Source organism: Bacillus cereus group sp. BfR-BA-01311 (genome assembly GCF_022664295.1).
GTDB classification, from domain to species: domain Bacteria; phylum Bacillota; class Bacilli; order Bacillales; family Bacillaceae_G; genus Bacillus_A; species Bacillus_A cereus.
Map to the genome: position 1 here is coordinate 359,465 of NZ_JAKUHC010000002.1, position 19,828 is coordinate 379,292.

The window sequence follows — 19,828 nt, forward strand, 5'->3', positions numbered from 1 at the left end:
TCACCAATCGGGCTGCCCGGCAAATAGCGGAATAAATCCTTTTAACTTTGAAATGAATCTCTCACTTTCATATTCTATTGATTCTTCTTTTCATTCCCCTGCTGGTGGCCTCTATTTTCTTGTTGAGACCCCCTACCATTGTTCCCTTGTTCGTTTCCATCATTTTCTTTCTGAGACCCTCTTCCATTGTTCCCTTGCTGATTCCCATTATTTCCTTGTTGAGGATTTCTTCCATTGTTCCCTTGACCATTTCCATTATTTCCCTGTTGAGATCCTCTTCCATTGTTCTCTTGCTCGTTTCCGTTATTTCCCTGTTGAGATCCTCTTCCGTTGTTCCCTTGACCATTTCCATTATTTCCTTGTTGAGATCCTCTTCCGTTGTTCCCTTGCTGATTCCCATTATTTCCTTGTTGTGATCCTCTTCCGTTATTCCCTTGCCCATTTCCATTATTCCCTTGTTGAGATCCTCTTCCGTTGTTCCCTTGCTGATTCCCATTATTTCCTTGTTGAGATTCTCTACTGTTATTCTCCTGTTGATTCCCTCTATTTTCTTGCTGAGATCCTCTTCCATTGTTTTCTTTTATTTGCTTCGATGGCTGTTCCTCTGTTTTCTTTTGTTCTTTCTGCTCTTGCTTTTCATATTTTTTTTCTTTTACAGGAGACAAATCCAGTGGTGCATCAGGAGATAACTCCGGTTGTGATTGCACCTCTTCTTCGTTTTCTACCGGATTAGACGGGGTGGCAGGAGGCGTAAGTGATTTGTTCTTCTCATTCTCTTGCTTTATATAGACACCTGTGCCAATTCCAGCTTTTCTAGCATTCTCTCGTACTTGCATTGTGCTACTTTGATATTCAACTGTAATATGTTTTAGCTCATATTCTTTCTTTAATTCTTTCATTGCCTTTTCCAAAAGTGGTTCTAGTGCCTTGTCCTTTGCAACAGCTGTTAGCATAACTTGCTTATCTTTCGTTAAATACTTATCCTTTTGACTTTGCTTTATAATAGTACGTATTACTTCTTGCAATTGTTTATTTTCCCATTGCTTCAATTCTTTTAAAATACGCCTTCCATCATCATTACAAGCCTGCAAATCTATAACACGAAAATCCTTTGTTACGCTCACCTCTAAACTTGGATTTATATCAACTGAGACGTAAGCAAATACTTTTTCTTCTGGTTGGTTGTAGAAAAACAGCACTGCAAATAGAAAACAAGCAACAAGTATTGATGCAGGCTTTAAAAAGGAAGGGATCGAAAAATACGATGCTTTTTGTTCTTGCTCATCAAATGAGATTTCCTCCCCGATTATGCAAGAATCCCCCTTTCTTTTACACGTAATAAACTCTCCATTTGGTGTTAAAACAACTACGCTATGCTTTTTTATATCCATCACAATTCCTTTATTCATCATGCTTCCCTCCCCTTATATAATCAAGAATGTATGTATAGTTGTTTGCAAAGATAATACACATTGCAATGATATATTTTCTATGACGCTCCAATGTTTTGCGACTTACCCTAACACGCGGTTCAATATGTTTAAGCGGTAACTTTTTCTTTCGGAACAGCTCTTCCATCATTTCCTCTTCTTTTATAATAATTTTTACAATTTCTATTAAGTGCTCACGCGTATCACGATGCTTAGGAGATTCTTTAGCAAGCTCTGAAAATGTGATTTTAAACTCAGCTAGCACACTTTGAAAATGAAGAATTTCCTCCTTACGGTTACTATTTTCCATCTCTTTCATATACTCCGTAAGCGACACTTGCATTTCTAACATTTCCTCTTGCTCATCTTCTTTTAAAAAGACAAAGTTATGTTTAGACTCCTTACGTATATAGTCAATTACATCTCTTTTTATAAGAAGATCAGCAAACGCTAAAAAGGATTTTCCTTTTGTATAGGAATACTGTTCAATTGCTTCGTTAAACGCAAACAATCCAATGCTATATTCATCATCCTGTTCTGTAATATATCGGCGGCAGACAGATGAAATTGATTTTCTAATAAAAGGCTGATACTGTACGATAAATGCTTCTTTATCTTCTTCGTTGTTTTGTATGTTACATACGATATCTTCTATTTTCGGTTTTCTTAAGATCTTCATTACTAAACTCAACACTTGTAATCTCCCAGCCTCCTTCAAATAGCAAAATGGCCACTACACAAGTGACCATTTAACCAGATTTTCTTGGTACTTTTCTTCGGTCTTGTTTTCTTGCTGTCAGTTATATTTTTCGATTCTAACTTTTTCCAACATTTTCTTAATAATTTTCCTTTTCTCTCGGCACTGAAGTTAAGTTTTTATTTTTATCTACTTTCTTATTTTCTACCGTTCGTTTTGTTTATTCTTTTTCTATTTTATCTGCAATCCTTGAATAACTCTCCTCTATACCATTGGTAATTTCATCCTTTTATTTTGGATGCCCACTTAATCTAGTAATTTTATTAATATTTTTATATTCTTTCATAGCCATTTTTCTTCTATTTATTTTCTTCACTATACATATTCGGAGGAGTACAAAGTTTTATGGGGGTCAAAAAATATTTTTATAAAAAAATACATATTTATTTCAAAAATAAAAACCATCAAATTGATGGTTTTCTTATAATATCTATTAAATTAAGTTGGATTCTCATTATATCTAAAAAAGTACTAGCTATCCTCTGCCGCTTTTCTCCATTTTTATCTTTCTTGGTTATCATAATATGTCTTATCTGCGTATTTTCTATCATTTCCTTTTAGATAAGCTAATATTACTTTTGGATTTTTAAGTAAAGTCCAGTCTCCATATGTATCAAATCTTCTGCATGAAGTTATCATTCCATTTTTAATAGTACCGAATTTCTTATTTTTTTTCTTTCCCCATTCTTTTAACCGTTTAGCGAAATCTGCATCTTCTGCCATAAGCATGTTTTCATTAAATCCGTTGATTGCCATAAAGTCTTTTCTATAGCACCAAAAAATCCCTACAGATATAGCTCCGTACTTAAAAAGTAAGGGGATTATGATTAGCATTGCGGAGAGAAATATTCCTAAAGATATTCTTTCAAACTTCCCATTTACCCCACCACCAATGTATGTACCTGAAGTTAAATATTTATCTACATTAGACAACATAGACTCTGTCATTATCGTATCAGCGTCTATAGTGACGATTATTTCTCCACTAGCTATTTTTGCCCCTGCATTCCGGATTTTAGATAAGTTTTTATCATTATTTTTCAATGTAACACAATTATAAGATTTTGCTATTTCCTCTGTTTTATCTGTGCAACGATTTAAAACAACTATAACTTCCGTTTGCTCTTTATATGCCTCTGATGCCTTTGCAATTGAATCTAAACATTTTCTAATGTACTTTTCTTCATTGTGTGCAGGAATTATAATAGAAAACTTCATATCTTTTTTCAAATTGACTCCTGAAGATTCATTTGTCTCAGTCATAATATTCCCCCCTTATTTTATAAGGTTAATATCTACTATACATAAATTATATTAATATTTATTAGGTTATATTATAGAAACTGAAGGTAAAGAGGCTTTTACTGTCGACGTTCAAAAGCAAGACGTACAGCAAGCCCCGTTAAAACACTTGCCATCATAAGAAATAAAACAAAGAAAGGCAGCGAGGTATAGGTCCATTTTTATCTTCATGACTGGAATTATACTCCTTACCAAACTTCTAAATGAAATGTATAGCTGAGTAGTTACCTTATTTTTTCAAAAAACATTCCGATTATTTCTTTTTCACTTCTTCTACAAATTCCCATGTCTCTCCGTTATCTTTTGATTGATAAAGTGCACTACTATCGCCATTGTAGTCTCCATCTGCCCCTTGTCCAACTAACATATTAAAAACCCCATCTTTCTCATATGGCATACTAGGAGAATCAAAAGGACTTATTGTGGACTGTGTATGTTCTAATTTTACTTCATGCGGCGGATATTCTACCTTTTTGAAAGATACTCCCCCATCATCTGTGCGATATAACTCTCCTTCATTACCAGAAGGTCTAATTGCTCCTAAAAACCCAAGTTTATCATTTATAAAAGTGATTCCTGATACACTACCAATCCCCCCATTAAATGGGTCTGGATTGATAACCTCCCATGTTTCCCCTTCATCACTAGTCTTGCTTAATGAATAAAAGGCGCTCCCTAATGCTTTATCTGTCATATTTAGTTTATAACCAACTTCTTTCGATAGGAAAAACTGTTCTTTTGCATTCTTTAAATCTTGTTGTTTCTTCTCTTTAAGCCTATCTTCTTTTGGAGGCGTCTTTGATTTACTCCAACTTGCGTCACTTATTAAATTATATCTAGCAGGGACTAGCTCTTGCTCTTTTCCAGGGACAAATATAGATACAGTATATCCAATGATATCAGAAGCTGCTTCTTTAACACTCTGCCCCTTACCATCCTCGGTAATATTAATAATTCCCTCTTTATTGGATCCCCAATTTCTTTTCCCATAATAAATCAACCCATACTTACTTTCATTCCATTTTTTTACTGTTTGCTTAACTGGAATCGCCTTAACCGTTTTAATTAAAGGTTCTACTAATTTATCATCATTATAATCAGGCTTTGCGTATCCGTCTCGTATTATAGTAATATCTTCTGATTTCTTCTTATTATAAGAGATTAAATAAGTTTCTTCTTTCCCATCAATATTTTTCCCATAAACAAATGTATCAAACGCTGTGATTGTTCCATCTGAATGAAATGTAAGATCAAAATCAGTTGCCATATATAATTTCTTTGGCAAAGGATATTTTTTATTTATATCTTCAAAAATACCTTCTACTCCAGATTTATATATATTATTATGTTTAAGTTTAACTGACCTTTCATGTTTTAACTTTTCTATAAACCATGCCAATTTACCATTGTAATTTATTGCACTTTTATAAATCTGCATCCCATAAAATGATGTAATTGCAACAATAATGATAATAGAAATAAATCTCCATGCTATTGAATTAGTTAATTTTTTAGATTTATATTCTCTATTTTTTATCAACCGCATTGTAGTAAATGTAGTTATGGATATAAAAAGTACTATACATAGTAACATAATGTAAATATTATAATTCATTCTTCCGTACTTACAGTATAAGGCCAACTCATAACAAAAAATCCCGTATACAATTATTAGTATTGGATTTGTTACTAATGACAGAAATATCCTTTTTTTATTTTCTCTAAATATAGAAACCACTCCTAATTACATGAATTACTGATATTAAGTATACTTTATTGTAAAGTAACAAAAAAGCTATTTAATCTTGCCGCAAAAAATACAATAGACATCTTTCTATTAAAGCCGTTTACAAATCTAGTTGTTTCATAGACAATGAATTTTTGAATGAATACTAAAGTTGCTTCATTTATATGAATTACAAATCCAAGCATGATGCTTAATAAAAAAATAAATCCTGCCATACGCCCCTGCGTAATGGAACGAGAAATAAAATAAATCAAAATAGGACCAGGTGAACAAACCATACTAAGTGAAACAAGCGCAAAAGCTAGCAAAGTACTCAAGCTGACCATATACCTTCCTTCCTTATCTTACATAAAATTTCCTATTGTACATTTTATCCTGATTGGGGAGAGAAAAAATTAATATAAACCGATGCAGCTAAGTAACAGTATCGGATCAAATGTAGTGTAATCACATATTTCTCATTCTCTTAATTAAGGACTAGAAATAACCTATCCATAGAGCTACTAAAGCCACTACGAATAAAGCAAAGTAACATGTAATATTTCGAATCCACTTTTGTATATCATCAAAATACTTTTCTATAAATGCAGTGTAAATAGAAAGCATAAGAAGTAGCACAATGAAAGTAAAAGATCCCAATTTATCGTTAAATTTTTCATTAGTAAATGTACTTACATGAAGGAATAGAAAAACAAACGTTACTATGAATAGCTCAAATAGCCTTTTTTTATTCACCCCACCACCTTACAGTAATTCCCTTTTATTTCATTTTATCAGAACATACTGTGGAGCAGCATATGAATATTATATTCATGTTAAAAAGGCCAACAATCCAAGATTGTTAGCCTCTACTTCTCATATTCGTACCTTTTATCACTTTACTTCCTAACAACTGGAATCCATATTTCACCAAACACTAAGCCGTTTGTTTTCCCCATCTCAACCGTCGTATTTGGTCCACCAACATAAGCAAACTCATTTGCATCTGGTAAAGCTTGACCGAAGGCGATGCCAGTCAACTTATTACTTAGCTCTTCAGCCGTTTTGTCCTCCCCTTTCACTACTAAGTATTCTCCCCCCGGAAACTGGATTACTCTAGATTCTTCTTCTATTTGTGCTTCTGTCATGACACCCGCATAATACATCATTTTGTTATTCACAGCTTCGCTCACAGAAAAAATGTATTCATTTGTCGCTAAAGCTTTTAAAGTGTCCAGCCTTCCATCTTCTTTAACAGCCGACCAAAAGTCTTCCTTTTCTTTATTTATTCCAGCAAAGTCTGTGTATTCACTCTTAATTTCAGTTCCAATACCTAACACAATAAAGCTATCTTTTTCTTCTATAGTATAATTTTTCATATGCAAAACCTGCCTCTTTTTTTATTAATCAAACGATTTATCTTTTCATCTGATACGTTTATAATATCTTTAAATCATGTCAAAAAGTGATACTGTTTAGGAGACCAAAATGAAAAAAGTTGAACGGATTAATACAATTATGCGATATATCAACAACCGCTCCCACTTTACAATTTCTGAAATCATACAAGAATTTAACATATCACGATCGACAGCTATTAGAGACATTAGAGAAATTGAAGCTATGGGAATGCCACTTGTCGCTGAAGTTGGGAGGACCGGGGGATATTTTGTTATGCACAACTCTATCCTGCCCGTTGTTCGCTTTACTGATAATGAAGTGAAAGCTCTTTTTATTGCCTTTATGGCTACGAGGAATCAACAACTTCCCTACCTAAAGAGTCGTCAATCTTTAGCTGAAAAACTACTAGGACTCATCTCAGAAACCCAGCAAGATGACCTCGTTCTTTTAAATCAACTCTTGATGTTTGAAGGGACCAACCCTCATAATCCTGATTTACTTGAGCTTTCTGATCTCCCTCACCCTATGTTAGAAAAACTCATTCAAATACTTCTTTTGGATAGACATTTATTGATTTCCATTAAAGAAGAGAAAGAAATCAAGTCTTATTCCATTTATCTATTACACCTGTATCAAGAAAAAAGTCAATGGATCATTGAAGGGTTCGACTTAAAAGAAGAAAAGGAGAGGATGTTTCCTGTCGATCATCTCATCCATATCGAACCATACACGACGAAAAAAAAGCTAAATAAGAAAAAGATTTTAGAAAAACTAAGTAAGAAGGATGAAGTGATTAACCTTGTACTTGAACTTGGTCCAAAAGCAATTGCTCAGTTTAAAAAATACCACCCTTTCAAAATTTCAATATCTTATACAAACCCTTACCAATCTACAGCCATTTTAAAAATATTTATCGATGTTCACAATTTTGATGAAGTGACAGAGATGACAAATTGGCTGCTTTTCTTAGGGGATGATATTACAATTAGGGAAATGCCTGAAGAATTATTAGCAGGTTTACAAGAACGATTATGTTTATACTCCCCATAAGCATTGATTGGTTACACCTTAAAATATTGAGTTTAATTCGTTACGAGTTATCCATATTTTCTATCATGAGTGCGTAACAAATAATAAAAGCACGGAAAATCTTCCCGTGCTTTTTCAAATATATTATTTCGGAAGATTTAATTCACTTATCCTAACTGACGTTTAAATGCTTTACTGGCGAAGAAGTAAGAGATGACCATTATACCTACGCACCAAGCGAGCGCAATCCAAATATCGTTTCCAACAGTTCCTTCATATAAAAGAGCACGAATCGCATTCACGATTGAAGTTACAGGCTGATTCTCTGCAAACACACGAACAATTTTTGGCATCGTTTCGGTAGGCACAAAGGCCGAACTAATAAATGGAAGAAAAACTAGCGGGTACGAGTAAGCAGTCGCTCCTTCCATAGACTTCGCTTTCAATCCTGGAATGATAGCTAGCCATGTTAGCGCCAGCGTAAACATCCCAAGTATCCCAGCTACCGCGAGCCACTCTAGAATATTAGCACTAGAACGGAAACCCATTAAGAGTGAAACAAGAATAACTACAACGATAGTAAGTACATTAGCAACAAGAGAGGTTAAAACATGAGCCCACAATATCGATGAACGCTTAATAGGCATCGTAATGAAACGTGCCATCAGCCCACTCTTTACATCCGTAAAGAGTCGCACGGAAGTGTAAGCTACACCGGATGCGATAGCCATTAGTAAAATTCCCGGCAATAAATAATTAACGTAGTTTTCCATTTCAGTTTTTATTGCGCCGCCAAACACGTAGACAAATAATAGCATCATCATAATCGGTGTAATCGCCACTGTAATAATTGTATCCGGACTGCGCATAATGTTACGCATTAAACGACCTAGTAATACACCTGTTTTACTTTTCATTTACATCTCCTCCTTTTTGCCAATGATCGCAAGGAATATTTCTTCCAATGTCGGTTGCTTCTCGATATACTCCACTTTTGCCGGTGGGAACATCTCTTTTAGTTCAGTAAGAGTACCTGTCGTAATAATTTTTCCGCCATGCAAAATAGCGATACGGTCTGCTAGTTGTTCGGCTTCTTCCAAGTACTGGGTCGTAAGCAAGATCGTTGTGCCGCTACCGGCAAGTTCCTTGACTGTATCCCATACTTCGATTCGCGCTTCAGGATCAAGTCCAGTCGTTGGTTCGTCAAGAAAAATAACTGCTGGCGCCCCGATCAAACTCATCGCGATATCAAGTCGGCGCTTCATCCCACCCGAATACTGATCTGCCCTCTGATTAGCCGCATCAGTCAGGCTAAATCTTTCAAGCAAATTGTCAGCGACTTGAACGGGATTGGAAACACCACGTAACTTAGCGATCATTATCAAGTTTTCTTTCCCCGTCAACATGCCGTCTAAAGCTGCAAACTGTCCTGTCAAACTGATACTTTGACGAACTTGATCTGGTTGGCGCTGTACATCAAATCCGCAAATGCTTACCTCACCGCCATCTTGCTTCATTAGCGTCGAAAGGATGTTGACCGTTGTCGTCTTTCCCGCTCCATTTGAGCCTAGCAGTGCGAAAATTTCGCCACGCTGTACATCAAAATCCACTCCCTTTAACACTTCTTTGTCTTTAAAAAATTTTTTTAATCCTTTTACAGAAATCGATGCATTGCTCATGCTTTTTCCCCCTTACAAAAATAAATTACCTATACCCTCTATTTAGTATCACTGATATTCTGTACCACTTAGTACTGAGTTAAAAATATAACTGAATAGCGATGGCGGTAGTTCACATTTATGACCAGCTAATCAGTCAGTATTACGTATTGCATTTATTTTTTTCTCAATTTCTTCATAATACTTTCATTCAAATCTTCACGATATTTGGAGACATACGTTTTAGCGTTTGCCACTAGTTCGTCAGCAAAAGATGCCACATCTTCCCCAGTAATATCTAGCACTTGTCTACCTTCCGCTGCACCGGCTTCAAACAAATCGATTAATTCGTACTGAATGTGCAGCATATCCATCCCGTTTCCGGTCGAAAAATTCCACATATAGTTTTGAATTTTCTTAAACACAAACTGATAGTCCTCTGGCAGTGCTGCAACACGTGCCATCATCATTCTGTACTCTTTTTTATCACCAATTAATTTTTTGAATATTTCCAACATGTTATTTTCCTCCTTTTTTATAAAGCAGAACAAGAAACTCTCCAAATATGAGCCGAAACATTTTATATTATGAGGCTAGTTTGACTTCAAGACGTTAATTTTTGACGATACAAAATCCCATTTTCTCCAAAATAATTCAAGCTCCTGACGGCCAGCTTCATTTAATGAATAAAACTTACGAGGCGGCCCCATATCTGATGGTTTCTTTTCAATATTCACAAGCTTTTTCTTCTCTAATCGTACGAGGATGGTATAGACCGTTCCTTCCACGACTTCGGTAAACCCAAGATCATTCAGGTGGCGAGTAATCTCATAACCATACGTTTCACGGCGGCTAATGATTTCCAGCACACACCCTTCCAGTGAACCTTTCAACATTTCAGTTAAATTTTCCATGTTCTGATCCTCCTTTACCCCCTATTCTGTCTGACTTATATTCAGTATTACAGAGTACTAAGGCGAATTTTTCACTGAACAGTTTTTGTGAACCCGAACTATTCAGTATCACTTATTACATCTACATTGTATGACTAAGTAGTCGTGGATGTCAACTTTATTTTCAAAAAAATTAAAAATCCGCTTTACCCTAACCGGATACAGTCTACTTTTTTGTTGTAAGGACCATCACACTAGCAAAACAGAGCTAATTCAAAGTGTAATTTAAATCAGCTCTGTTTTATTGTTTTTATACCGATATATCTTGTTTTTTCACAATACAAATTGTTTCTCACTACCATTCCCATTGCATATAAAGCATAAAGGCAAGTGCGATCAGAGAAAATTTCCAGAGATTATCCGTACATGATACGAGCCCCTAAAATATAATTCTGCTAGAAATTTTTTCTCTATACTCTTTTTTATTTTATTTCTGATAGTTGATTTACAACACTATCTAAAAATTTTTCTACCTTTTCTTTTGATGTATCCGGCGCATGATAACCAATCGTAAATGTAAGTCTTCCATTATAAGAGCTTGCTCCCATTGAAAAGAATGGTGCATACATAATAGGTGTTGCCATATACCCGTCCTCAGCTTGAATTTGACCAAACTGAATAGGTTCCTCAGCGATCACTCCCAAATTTGTCAGTAATGGCAACGCCATCCCCATCTGTACAGCCTGTTCATATTGCTGATTATACATTTCCTTCACTGTAGATAGCTTCATTTCTGCCAGTAGCTCCATTCCTGCTGCTGAAGAAAGACCTGGATTTTGAGACTTTATTTTATCCATTGATTGTTTAACTCGAATAAGAGTCTGCTTAAATGTTTCATCGTCTTCCATTTTAATCACTGGCATTTCCATACCGGATAAGTTGCAAATAGCACCAGTTGTATTATTAGGCAGATATCGACGTAAATCAATTGTCAAGCCAATCATTTTTTCTGCAGTGCGAGGTTCTGCATACACAGTGAAATGTGATAAAGCTCGGAAGTATGCAGTCATGATTACATCATTCAAGGTAGCCTGTTGTGCTTTTGTCCATTGGGTTAAACGTAGAGTTTGCTCATGGCTCAATCGCCGTACGGACATTTGGGGAAATTTATTTTTGTTAGGTTGAGATGGAAAAGACCATAACGATGCCTGTTGTTCTTGGTTAGGACGATACGCACTTTTTATGTCCGATATTCCAGCGTATTTGAATACATGTGATTGATCTCGACAACTCTCATTTTCCTCATCAAATTCCTTTATAATTTGCTTCTTAAACCGTCCCAATGAAAGGTGCGTATATATTGTTCCAAGTAATTTAATATATTCCTTGACTCCTGCACCATCTGAACATAGATGAGATAATTTCACAACTAAAATATCTGTTGTGATGCCCCGTAATAATTTCGTTTGAACCATTGGCCCCTGTATACGATCACCAGGTTCCTTAATAAAATCTATTGCCATTATTTCAAGTTCTTGATTATTTCCTTCTGCAAAAAAGCAAATAGATGAGTTAGTGTCAGATGAATGTTCCTCCCAGTAAGGAATATCATTTTCTACAAACCGGCTGTTCAAAACTGGTTGCAATTGCAACGTTATCCTTACTGATTCTTCAAGTATTTCCTTGGATATACCTACAGGAAAATAAAGAACTGCATTAATTTGTTGATCTGCAGAATAAAGACCTAATACATAATTCATTCGATCTTGTGGTGTTACTGAATACTTTCTTTTCTCCATAATTCCGTCCCCCTTTAGGACTTTTTGTATAAACCTATTTTCCATATGCTTGTAATTTTTCTAGTCATTTTTCTTCAAGAGCTAATAACGCTTATTTTTCGAATTTTTAACAAAATCATCTTCTCCGTATTGGTTTCATTCTTTTTGCAGGTGATATATCCATTATTTCATTGTTATTAGCATTGCCTAACCTTCCAATATAACCAAACAAAAATAAATTAAGTTTACATATACATAAACATTTTATTATAACGTCTACAAATTATCAATACGACAAATAAATCATTTTTATGTCTGTCAATAAAAAACAATATATTCAAGGACCACTTCATAATAAAAGATTGATAGGCATGTATATGTACCCATATCACTATCAAAATAAGAATGAGAATTTTTTCAAAAAAAATAAGCTGAAAATATTGATTTTACAGTAAAAAAAGCCCCTCCATTTTGAAAATGAGTAGGGCTATTTCCAATTTGAATTTTATAAAAGAATGATTATCATAAATAATATTTTACTTTTTAGTCTACCTTATTATTTTTAATCCATTTCCCTAATAAATGAATGGATTTTATTCATATAATTTGAGGTGGTATCGTTGGTTTTTAAAAATAGAAAGCTTATTTTCAAATCAAATGAAAAAGAGGTGAAATTATAGATATTCATGTAGAAATTTCGTTTTGGAGATACTTAAAATCTTAAGGTGATGGGCATGTGGTGTTACACTTTAAAAGCTTTATAAAATTATAAAATTTATAGATATAGCAGATTTTCTTTATTAATAATCATTTGTATGTACGTTTACTCACACACATACAAATGATTTATAAAGCCACAATTAAATGAAAACATCTTTTCCGTTACGATAACATCATAGCCATGTCTTCTGCTGCATTTGTAATTAGTTTTAAACCAAATGTTTCTTGTAATACATCAAGCACACCAGGTGAAATAAATTCAGGCGCCTTTGGACCGATGCGAATATCTTGAATTCCAAGACTAAATAAGCCAAGCAAAATAGCAACCGCTTTTTGTTCAAACCATGATAGCACAATACTTACTGGCAATTCATTCACTTCACATTGGAAAGCATCAGCTAATGCAGCTGCTATTTTCACTGTAGAAATGGAATTATTACACTGTCCTAAATCAATGTAACGCGGAATTTCCGTACCAGGTACAACACCGTAATCCACATCATTAAAGCGGAATTTGCCGCAAGAAGTCGTTAAAATAACCGTTTCTGGCGGAAGTGACGTTGCTAATTCACGATAATATTCTCCGCCTTTTCCTGGAGCATCACAACCTGCGATAACAAAGAAACGCTTAATCTTTCCTTCTTTTACTGCATCAATAATTTCTGGAGCTAATGATAATACTGTATGATGATGAAACCCTGTCACTAACTGTTCTTCCGACTCCATATGTACTTCTGGAAGTTCTAGTGCTTTTTGAATCAATGGTGTAAAATCGTCATTTTCAATTTTTTGTACACCTTCTAAACCTGCAATGTCATATGAAAAGAATCGATCAGAGTACGATCCTTTAATTGGCATAACACAGTTCGTTGTAGCTAATATGGCACCAGTAAATTTTTCAAAAAGGCGTCTTTGATCATACCATGCCTTGCCGATGTTTCCTTTTAAATGTTTATATTTTTTCAGCTGCGGATATCCGTGTGCTGGTAGCATTTCAGAATGTGTATAAATATTAATGTCTTTTCCTTCTGTTTGCTTTAATAGTTCTTCTAGTGCAAATAAATTATGACCCGTAACTACAATTGCTTTACCTTCTACACGATTTTGTGTAATTTGTACAGGCTCTGGCACACCAAAATGATTCGTATGTGCCTCATCTAATAATTCCATCACCCGTAAAGCAGATTTCCCCACTTTCATAGCCATATCAATATGCTCTTGTTCGTTAAAGTTAGAATTTGTTAATGTCATATATAAAGCTTCTTGTGTTGTTGCATCTACAAATGCATCCGTATACCCTAGCTGAGCAGCATGTGTGCGATAAGCTGCAATTCCTTTTAGCCCAAACACAATCGTATCTTGTAAACTCGCAATCGTTTCATTCTTACCACAAACACCCATTACTTTACATCCGCCTATTGGCGTTTGTTCACATTGATAACAAAACATATCATCCCACCCTCTCCCAATCATTCATTACACCTTAAGCATAATACCCATTGAAAAAAAGTGATGTGATATCAATCACAATAATATATAAAGATTTGTGACAGTTCATATTGTCGACATAATATTTTTATTGACACTAAAAAATATGCATTAGTGTGCACACATCTTTCGATACTTTTAAATAGCTAATTAATTGGGAGAAATATATACAACGAAAAAAATTTTTGAATCCCATGTACAAATAGTTGCAATTCATCACATATGAAAATAGACATACAAATACGCTCTACTTTCTATCATTCAATAGAAAGTAGAGCGTATTTGTCATTTTAAGAAACTATCATTTTTTATTAAAGTCTTTATTGTAAACCTTTTTATTTACAATACATTTACATTATCTTAACATTACTTACATTATTTATATGATATATTTATATAGAAGCTACTTAAGAAATTTCATATACATTTTATCTTTATGATCTCTTACTCTAATCAATAAAAAGATCATGTTATATTTTTATAACAGGGGTGGATTACGATGACTGAAACTTTAAAAACACTTATAATGCTTGATGCTACTTACGTTGTTATAGCAATTATGACAGTACTAGTATTTGTATACTTGGAATTAAAATCTCAGTAATATATGCTGACGTAATCGACAGATTCAGCATTTAAATATAGTTAGAAGAAAGAGAGGAGAAAATTATTTCTCCTCTCTTTTGTATTTCTACAATTTCTTATTTTAATAAATCCAATGTATGTAAAAGTAATCCCCTGTCTCCTACTTCTCCATGACCAGGTACTACCAAATTTATATTTCTATATCGCTTCAGCATATTCTCAATCGATGTGGACCATTCATTTACGTACGCATCCGCAACATTTCCTAAATTTTTAGCTTCGGCAGATTTCACTAAACAGCCTCCAGCTAAAATTTTATATTGTGGCACCCAAACAACAATATTATCTTCTGTATGTCCTTTCCCTGGATAGAACGTTTCTACTTTTGTATTGCCAAACTTCAAACTCGTAATTGTTTGTAAATCTCCAAGCGGCTCTTCATATCCACTTTTCTTTGCTAGTTCTGCGGTTAATGCTGTACTATGCGCTTTAATGCCTCTTTCTTTCAACGTTTTTATTCCGCCAATTCGATCAGCGTGCGCATGTGTAATAATGACATCCGTTACGCGCTTCTGAAATTTCTTTTCTACCATTTCTATTAGTTCCTTCGTTAATTTGTCATCCCAAGAAGAATCAACAAGTACTAACCCTTTAGAAGTATTAAGAACTAGACCGTTCGAAGGAACTGCTTCTCCATTAAAAGAACCTAACTCCGTATGAACCCATACATTCTTGTTTAACTGAGATATTGAAATGGTTCCCGTCTCATTTTTTATTACTGTTTTCTCTACCTTTTGTGATGCTTGTACAGAAGAAATTGTGCTAACAAATTGAATTGTTCCTAGTAAACCTACACATAATCCTACTTTTAACAACGTATTCTTTTTCATGTCATCAACCCTTTCTTTCAAACCAAATAATTATTACCTATATTAGACAATTTATCTCAAATGTTTGTTCCATCTTCATTTGCATATTTTTATGTAATTAACAAAAAAGCGTACAAAATTTTGTACGCTTTACAACTTAATCTTTCATTCCATAATTCTCAAACTCTTCCTCATTCCCATAAAATACATTCAAATCAATATACTTTTCTTTTCCATTTTTCTATTACACTTAAAACCAAAATTATATTTTGTTAAATTATAACATTCGGACTATAATTTATTTATAGCCCATTAACGGAGGTGTTTGCAATGACTCTCTTCGCTTCACAAACATTATTTATAGTAGCAATCATTTCATTTGCACTAGCTTATTTCATCGGAGTAAAGCAGTACACTTGGCTCTTATCAGGATTCAACGAACGCCGCGTGCCTGATAAAGTGAAACTATCAAAAATAGTAGGTCTTTATAATTTAATTGCTGGTGTCATTGCGACAATCGGTAGTGTCTTCACTACGCCTAATGTCACAATCGTTATTCCTATCATTATAATTGGACACTTTATTATCGCCGCTTATGTAAATACACGCATGGTGCAGTGAAAAAAGATCACCCAAATGGATGATCTTTTTTATAATTTATTAACATATTGCTTCGCTTCTAGTAAGGAAAAACCAAAAGCTTCTCTTACTCTCTTAACTACTGTAACTTTTTTGCCTTCTTCTACAAGCTGGCGTAGTTCTTTATTAATTTCAGGTTCTCTTTCTACAATTCCCATTTCTTTCGTAATTAATTGTAATCTATCTTCAATTCTCTTTAAATGCGCATCATTTTTCTTTTCAATTGTAGTTAATTTTTCAGCGATATAAATGAAACCAAAGGCTACTATCAGTATAACCATCCAGAATTCCATGAATGTTCCCCCCTTACTAACTTTCATTTGCTTTAATCCCACTAACTTATGTAAATTTTACCACAATAAACATTTAATGTATAATATCACTATATCAAACTGTTAATAAAACCTATTATTTTAGGGGGACACTTTATGAAAAGATTTTTAATACGTTACTTCAATTTGTAGTTCTTTCAAACGTGCTACATTTGTTATTTGATATAGTTGGTTGGCTTGTTTTCAATGCACCAATTAAAAACAAACAAATCATCATTTCTTTAATAACAATCTCATGGGTTATGTACATGTACCGAGACAATTTTTTTCAAAAGTTCACTTCAAACTAACTAAAAAAGAAAACACTTCATTGGTGAGGTTGTAAAAACGTTATCCTTATAATGAAAATAAAGAAGCTGTTCCTTCCAGCTTCTTTATCTATATAACATTTTTCGCAACAATTTTTATATGTTCTGGTGCGATAATCTCCGTTATACTTTCTTGGAAATCTTCCCGCAACATTTCTTCCAAATGTTCTAACTGCACTTCAACATGAGTGCATTCTAAATTATGTATATTTAACAGTGCATAATGATCTTTTTTCTTAATTACTAAATATTGATTTTCCTCTGTCACAAGTACAGAACCTAATCGGACTCCTAGTAAGCGTTGATCATCAAACTTCATAATTACTTCTCCTTCCCTCATATAAACAAAATTACAATGAAAATAATTACATTTATGGAAAAACACGCTTATTTAGACTATATCATAATTTACTAAAATAGAAATATCTTTTTCTGTTTTAATAAAAATCCCTATTTTTTCATATATTTCGATACAAAAAACTTTCTCAATATTAAATTTGAATTTTCAGTTTTTAATTCTATGAAAATCTATTATAATAAAGTTAATAAATGTTTGACCTCTCCTAATTCATGTACATATGGATGATCAGTAGTTATTGCTACTGATCTATTTTTTTGATTTCAGAAAGTACATACTCTGCATCCTTTCCTACACCACAAATAAGTGCGGAACCCCTTTGAGATTGCCAAGGTAAACCGATATAATACAATCCTTTTACTGGACTGATTCCCTTTATATGATTAGGAAATCCTTTCTCATTCACTGCCTGTTCAATTTCAATCCAATTATAATTTTGTACAAAACCAGTTGACCATATAACGCTTTCTGCACTATAAGTATCACCATTCTGAAACATAATGTTATTTCCTGATGCACTTACTACTTTTTCTTGCCGTTTGATTGCTCCATTACGAATAAGTTTCTTACCTTCAAAACCGAAAATAGGGTCCTTTCTCTTCTGAAACCATCTTCCCCTCTTTGTATTTATTTCAGCGTACAATAAACCCACTTTTTCTAGCAGATTAAAAATACTTTTTCTAAAAATTTGTAACGGTAAAAACGTTAAAGGATGACTAATAGACACCGTAACTTCATGAGTCTTTGCCAGTTCTACTGCAATTTGCATTCCTGAATTCCCACCACCTACTACTAGTACTTTTCCCTTAGGAATTTGTGATGGTGATTTATATTGTGATGAATGTATTTGAAAAATATGTGATGATAGATTTGCTGAAACTGAGGGAATAAACGGTTGCTGAAAAGCACCTGATGCGATAATAACTTTTTTCGTTTGTAAAATTTCTGTAGGAGTATGTAATTCAAATATTTCTTTTTCTTTCTTTATTTTTAGAACTTCCGTTTGTAATTGTACCGGTAATTGAAAATGTCTTGCATATTCTTCTAAATAAGTTGCAATTTCATCTTTATATGGAAATTCATTTTTTTCACCTATTAACGCCATACCCGGCAAGCTACTGTAAGACCTTGGGGTAAAAAGCTGCAAAGAATCATATTGATTTCTCCATGAATCACCAACTCGTTTTCCTGCCTCAAGTAATAAAAAATTATACCCTTCTTGCTTCAAGTAATATCCCATTGTTAATCCAGCTTGACCCGCCCCAATAATAATTAGATCTTTCATTCTAATCCCTCCTCTTCTTAAACGTATGAATACTTGTTCATATATTCATACGTTTCCATAATCATAACATTTTCTTTTTATATGATTCAATATCTACTCAAAATAAAAAAGAGCAGTTCACTGCTCTATGAACTACTCTTCATTCCATTTCTACAATTTTTCCTCGTATAGTGTAATTCTATTTGAAAACGGATCAATTACAGTTAATTCAATTGTACCCCAAGGTGTTTTTTCTATATTCGGCTTCGAATAAGCATATTCTTTACTTAATACTACAGAATGATAATCCTTTACATCATCTATTTTGATCCGAATCGCACCACCTGGTGAGGCATCACCATGATGTTCTGATAAATGTATCACAGCATCCTGTAACGAAATTTGCAAATATAATGGCATATTTTCCTCATACCGATGTTCCCAATCCAGTTTAAATCCTAAAAAACCTAAGTAAAATAGTTTTGCTTTTTCAATATCAAAAATTCTAAATATAGGTGTTATCATTTATACTCTCCTCCTATTTATAAACATCTGCTGCCAATTCTCCCAAAACTTCCACGTTTACTACTTCAAAACAACCATCATTCTTCTTTATTATCTCTTTATCACAAAAAACATTTAATGTGCGCAACAAATGCCGATAGCTCGTTCCTAACAATTCCGCTGTTTCCGTTAAATTCCCACTAAATACAATTCTATTTCCGTGCTGTACTGCCCGTTCTCCTGCTGCTAACATGTAACTCGCAAGTCTATTTTCAAGCGGATACAATAAATTAATTGTACTATTTTTTGAAAGTCGATTTAACTTATGTGCTAACGATCCACAAATACATCTTAAAAATTTCGCATCATGAAATAGCTGATTTCTCACTTTTCCTAATGGTAAACCAACACAATATGAATCTGCCATTACTTGTACATTTGAAGTAATCCTTTGGGAATGAATTAACTCTACATCTCCAAGTAACTGCAAACTATCATAAAAACACAGTAATACGGATTTCCCGTTACTTAATGTGTTAAACGCTTTCGCTTTTCCTTCAACAAAGAAATATAAATAATCTATCTCTTCATTTTCTCTACAAATAAACTCATTCTTTTTAAAAAATATAAGTTCCATATATGGCTTCATATCATGACTAAAAAATGAATCAATATTATTTTTCTTCATATACTCTGCTAATTTAATAGAATTACATACTTTCTTCATAGTTCCCCACCTTTACAACTCATCCCCATTGTAATCAAAATTTTCTTCTTCCACTATGAC

General features: G+C 33.7%; 21 protein-coding genes and 2 pseudogenes. 3 read left to right on the forward strand and 20 right to left on the reverse strand.

Annotated elements, in window-relative coordinates; genetic code table 11:
- Positions 1 to 74 precede the first annotated feature (74 nt).
- From MR136_RS06980 to MR136_RS07010, 7 genes and pseudogenes are all read right to left on the reverse strand, one after another.
- Positions 75 to 1,412: an anti-sigma factor domain-containing protein gene (locus MR136_RS06980; RefSeq protein ID WP_103622249.1), complete on the reverse strand. Its 1,338-nt coding sequence runs from the start codon at positions 1,410 to 1,412 to the stop codon at positions 75 to 77.
- Positions 1,402 to 2,124, reverse strand: coding sequence for an RNA polymerase sigma factor SigI (gene sigI / locus MR136_RS06985; RefSeq protein ID WP_061457510.1), 723 nt, complete (start codon positions 2,122 to 2,124; stop codon positions 1,402 to 1,404). Before sigI ends, MR136_RS06980 begins: the two co-directional genes overlap by 11 nt.
- A gap of 564 nt (positions 2,125 to 2,688) precedes the next feature.
- Complete coding sequence (locus tag MR136_RS06990; protein ID WP_061457511.1) at positions 2,689 to 3,450, reverse strand: glycosyltransferase family 2 protein; 762 nt, start codon at positions 3,448 to 3,450, stop codon at positions 2,689 to 2,691.
- Positions 3,451 to 3,742: 292 nt separating this feature from the next.
- A complete protein-coding gene (locus MR136_RS06995; protein WP_370658438.1) occupies positions 3,743 to 5,227 on the reverse strand; it encodes a WD40/YVTN/BNR-like repeat-containing protein in 1,485 nt (494 codons plus the stop codon).
- A 169-nt stretch (positions 5,228 to 5,396) separates the two neighbouring features.
- A pseudogene (locus MR136_RS07000) lies at positions 5,397 to 5,562 on the reverse strand (LysE family translocator); the annotation flags it as partial.
- Between the two features lie 151 nt (positions 5,563 to 5,713).
- Complete coding sequence (locus MR136_RS07005) at positions 5,714 to 5,971, reverse strand: DUF3963 domain-containing protein (RefSeq protein ID WP_061457512.1); 258 nt, start codon at positions 5,969 to 5,971, stop codon at positions 5,714 to 5,716.
- A 143-nt stretch (positions 5,972 to 6,114) separates the two neighbouring features.
- The gene (locus MR136_RS07010; RefSeq protein WP_031312134.1) at positions 6,115 to 6,594 is read right to left on the reverse strand and encodes a GyrI-like domain-containing protein; all 480 of its coding nucleotides are present in this window, start codon (positions 6,592 to 6,594) and stop codon (positions 6,115 to 6,117) included.
- A gap of 109 nt (positions 6,595 to 6,703) precedes the next feature.
- Between MR136_RS07010 and MR136_RS07015 the strand changes: the two genes are divergently transcribed.
- Positions 6,704 to 7,666, forward strand: coding sequence for a helix-turn-helix transcriptional regulator (locus MR136_RS07015; protein ID WP_061457523.1), 963 nt, complete (start codon positions 6,704 to 6,706; stop codon positions 7,664 to 7,666).
- A gap of 146 nt (positions 7,667 to 7,812) precedes the next feature.
- On the opposite strand, the gene MR136_RS07020 is transcribed toward MR136_RS07015, so the two are convergent.
- The 8 genes and pseudogenes from MR136_RS07020 to MR136_RS07055 all read right to left on the reverse strand — a co-directional run.
- Positions 7,813 to 8,562: an ABC transporter permease gene (locus MR136_RS07020; protein WP_017673094.1), complete on the reverse strand. Its 750-nt coding sequence runs from the start codon at positions 8,560 to 8,562 to the stop codon at positions 7,813 to 7,815.
- Positions 8,563 to 9,324, reverse strand: a complete 762-nt coding sequence (locus MR136_RS07025) for an ABC transporter ATP-binding protein (protein WP_017673093.1) — start codon at positions 9,322 to 9,324, stop codon at positions 8,563 to 8,565. It lies immediately after the preceding gene.
- Positions 9,325 to 9,479: 155 nt separating this feature from the next.
- On the reverse strand, positions 9,480 to 9,821 hold the full coding sequence (locus MR136_RS07030; protein WP_000889650.1) for a DUF1048 domain-containing protein: 342 nt from the start codon (positions 9,819 to 9,821) through the stop codon (positions 9,480 to 9,482).
- A gap of 75 nt (positions 9,822 to 9,896) precedes the next feature.
- Positions 9,897 to 10,217: a PadR family transcriptional regulator gene (locus MR136_RS07035; protein ID WP_000429484.1), complete on the reverse strand. Its 321-nt coding sequence runs from the start codon at positions 10,215 to 10,217 to the stop codon at positions 9,897 to 9,899.
- Between the two features lie 461 nt (positions 10,218 to 10,678).
- Positions 10,679 to 11,995, reverse strand: a complete 1,317-nt coding sequence (locus MR136_RS07040) for a condensation domain-containing protein (RefSeq protein WP_061457525.1) — start codon at positions 11,993 to 11,995, stop codon at positions 10,679 to 10,681.
- Positions 11,996 to 12,856: 861 nt separating this feature from the next.
- Positions 12,857 to 14,143 carry a hydroxylamine reductase gene (gene hcp, locus MR136_RS07045; RefSeq protein WP_031312131.1) on the reverse strand — a complete coding sequence of 429 codons (1,287 nt, stop codon included), beginning with the start codon at positions 14,141 to 14,143 and terminating at the stop codon, positions 12,857 to 12,859.
- 740 nt (positions 14,144 to 14,883) lie between these two features.
- A complete protein-coding gene (gene bla2 / locus MR136_RS07050; RefSeq protein ID WP_017673091.1) occupies positions 14,884 to 15,657 on the reverse strand; it encodes a BcII family subclass B1 metallo-beta-lactamase in 774 nt (257 codons plus the stop codon).
- A gap of 136 nt (positions 15,658 to 15,793) precedes the next feature.
- Positions 15,794 to 15,874, reverse strand: a pseudogene (locus MR136_RS07055) (GH25 family lysozyme); the annotation flags it as partial.
- Between the two features lie 92 nt (positions 15,875 to 15,966).
- On the opposite strand from MR136_RS07055, the gene MR136_RS07060 reads away from it, so the two are divergent.
- A complete protein-coding gene (locus MR136_RS07060) occupies positions 15,967 to 16,257 on the forward strand; it encodes a DUF3784 domain-containing protein (protein WP_017673090.1) in 291 nt (96 codons plus the stop codon).
- 29 nt (positions 16,258 to 16,286) lie between these two features.
- Here MR136_RS07060 and MR136_RS07065 read toward each other — a convergent pair whose 3' ends face one another.
- Positions 16,287 to 16,568 (reverse strand): hypothetical protein, encoded by a 282-nt coding sequence (locus tag MR136_RS07065; RefSeq protein WP_017673089.1) that lies wholly within the window; start codon positions 16,566 to 16,568, stop codon positions 16,287 to 16,289.
- A gap of 83 nt (positions 16,569 to 16,651) precedes the next feature.
- Here MR136_RS07065 and MR136_RS07070 point away from each other — a divergent pair, with 83 nt between their 5' ends.
- A complete protein-coding gene (locus MR136_RS07070) occupies positions 16,652 to 16,897 on the forward strand; it encodes a hypothetical protein (protein WP_078421640.1) in 246 nt (81 codons plus the stop codon).
- Between the two features lie 88 nt (positions 16,898 to 16,985).
- On the opposite strand, the gene MR136_RS07075 is transcribed toward MR136_RS07070, so the two are convergent.
- The 4 genes from MR136_RS07075 to MR136_RS07090 all read right to left on the reverse strand — a co-directional run bounded on the left by MR136_RS07075 (position 16,986) and on the right by MR136_RS07090 (position 19,768).
- Entirely contained in the window at positions 16,986 to 17,234 is a 249-nt protein-coding gene (locus MR136_RS07075) for a hypothetical protein (protein ID WP_000666948.1), read from the reverse strand.
- 280 nt (positions 17,235 to 17,514) lie between these two features.
- Positions 17,515 to 18,558: a flavin-containing monooxygenase gene (locus tag MR136_RS07080; RefSeq protein WP_061457527.1), complete on the reverse strand. Its 1,044-nt coding sequence runs from the start codon at positions 18,556 to 18,558 to the stop codon at positions 17,515 to 17,517.
- Positions 18,559 to 18,708: 150 nt separating this feature from the next.
- Entirely contained in the window at positions 18,709 to 19,062 is a 354-nt protein-coding gene (locus MR136_RS07085) for a glyoxalase superfamily protein (protein ID WP_000632406.1), read from the reverse strand.
- A gap of 13 nt (positions 19,063 to 19,075) precedes the next feature.
- Positions 19,076 to 19,768, reverse strand: coding sequence for a cyclic nucleotide-binding domain-containing protein (locus MR136_RS07090; RefSeq protein ID WP_000754832.1), 693 nt, complete (start codon positions 19,766 to 19,768; stop codon positions 19,076 to 19,078).
- Positions 19,769 to 19,828 lie beyond the last annotated feature (60 nt).

Excerpts from the sequence above, each read along its gene's own strand:
- MR136_RS06980 (WP_103622249.1), bottom strand. The coding sequence starts at position 1,412 with ATGATGAATAAAGGAATTGTGATGGATATAAAAAAGCATAGCGTAGTT.
- MR136_RS07090 (WP_000754832.1), bottom strand. The coding sequence starts at position 19,768 with ATGAAGAAAGTATGTAATTCTATTAAATTAGCAGAGTATATGAAGAAA.
- MR136_RS07075 (WP_000666948.1), bottom strand. The coding sequence starts at position 17,234 with ATGAAGTTTGATGATCAACGCTTACTAGGAGTCCGATTAGGTTCTGTA.
- MR136_RS07020 (WP_017673094.1), bottom strand. The coding sequence starts at position 8,562 with ATGAAAAGTAAAACAGGTGTATTACTAGGTCGTTTAATGCGTAACATT.
- MR136_RS07040 (WP_061457525.1), bottom strand. The coding sequence starts at position 11,995 with ATGGAGAAAAGAAAGTATTCAGTAACACCACAAGATCGAATGAATTAT.
- MR136_RS07035 (WP_000429484.1), bottom strand. The coding sequence starts at position 10,217 with ATGGAAAATTTAACTGAAATGTTGAAAGGTTCACTGGAAGGGTGTGTG.
- MR136_RS07025 (WP_017673093.1), bottom strand. The coding sequence starts at position 9,324 with ATGAGCAATGCATCGATTTCTGTAAAAGGATTAAAAAAATTTTTTAAA.
- MR136_RS07015 (WP_061457523.1), top strand. The coding sequence starts at position 6,704 with ATGAAAAAAGTTGAACGGATTAATACAATTATGCGATATATCAACAAC.
- hcp (WP_031312131.1), bottom strand. The coding sequence starts at position 14,143 with ATGTTTTGTTATCAATGTGAACAAACGCCAATAGGCGGATGTAAAGTA.
- MR136_RS07030 (WP_000889650.1), bottom strand. The coding sequence starts at position 9,821 with ATGTTGGAAATATTCAAAAAATTAATTGGTGATAAAAAAGAGTACAGA.
- MR136_RS07010 (WP_031312134.1), bottom strand. The coding sequence starts at position 6,594 with ATGAAAAATTATACTATAGAAGAAAAAGATAGCTTTATTGTGTTAGGT.
- bla2 (WP_017673091.1), bottom strand. The coding sequence starts at position 15,657 with ATGAAAAAGAATACGTTGTTAAAAGTAGGATTATGTGTAGGTTTACTA.
- MR136_RS07080 (WP_061457527.1), bottom strand. The coding sequence starts at position 18,558 with ATGAAAGATCTAATTATTATTGGGGCGGGTCAAGCTGGATTAACAATG.
- MR136_RS07085 (WP_000632406.1), bottom strand. The coding sequence starts at position 19,062 with ATGATAACACCTATATTTAGAATTTTTGATATTGAAAAAGCAAAACTA.
- MR136_RS07060 (WP_017673090.1), top strand. The coding sequence starts at position 15,967 with ATGACTCTCTTCGCTTCACAAACATTATTTATAGTAGCAATCATTTCA.
- MR136_RS06990 (WP_061457511.1), bottom strand. The coding sequence starts at position 3,450 with ATGACTGAGACAAATGAATCTTCAGGAGTCAATTTGAAAAAAGATATG.
- MR136_RS07065 (WP_017673089.1), bottom strand. The coding sequence starts at position 16,568 with ATGGAATTCTGGATGGTTATACTGATAGTAGCCTTTGGTTTCATTTAT.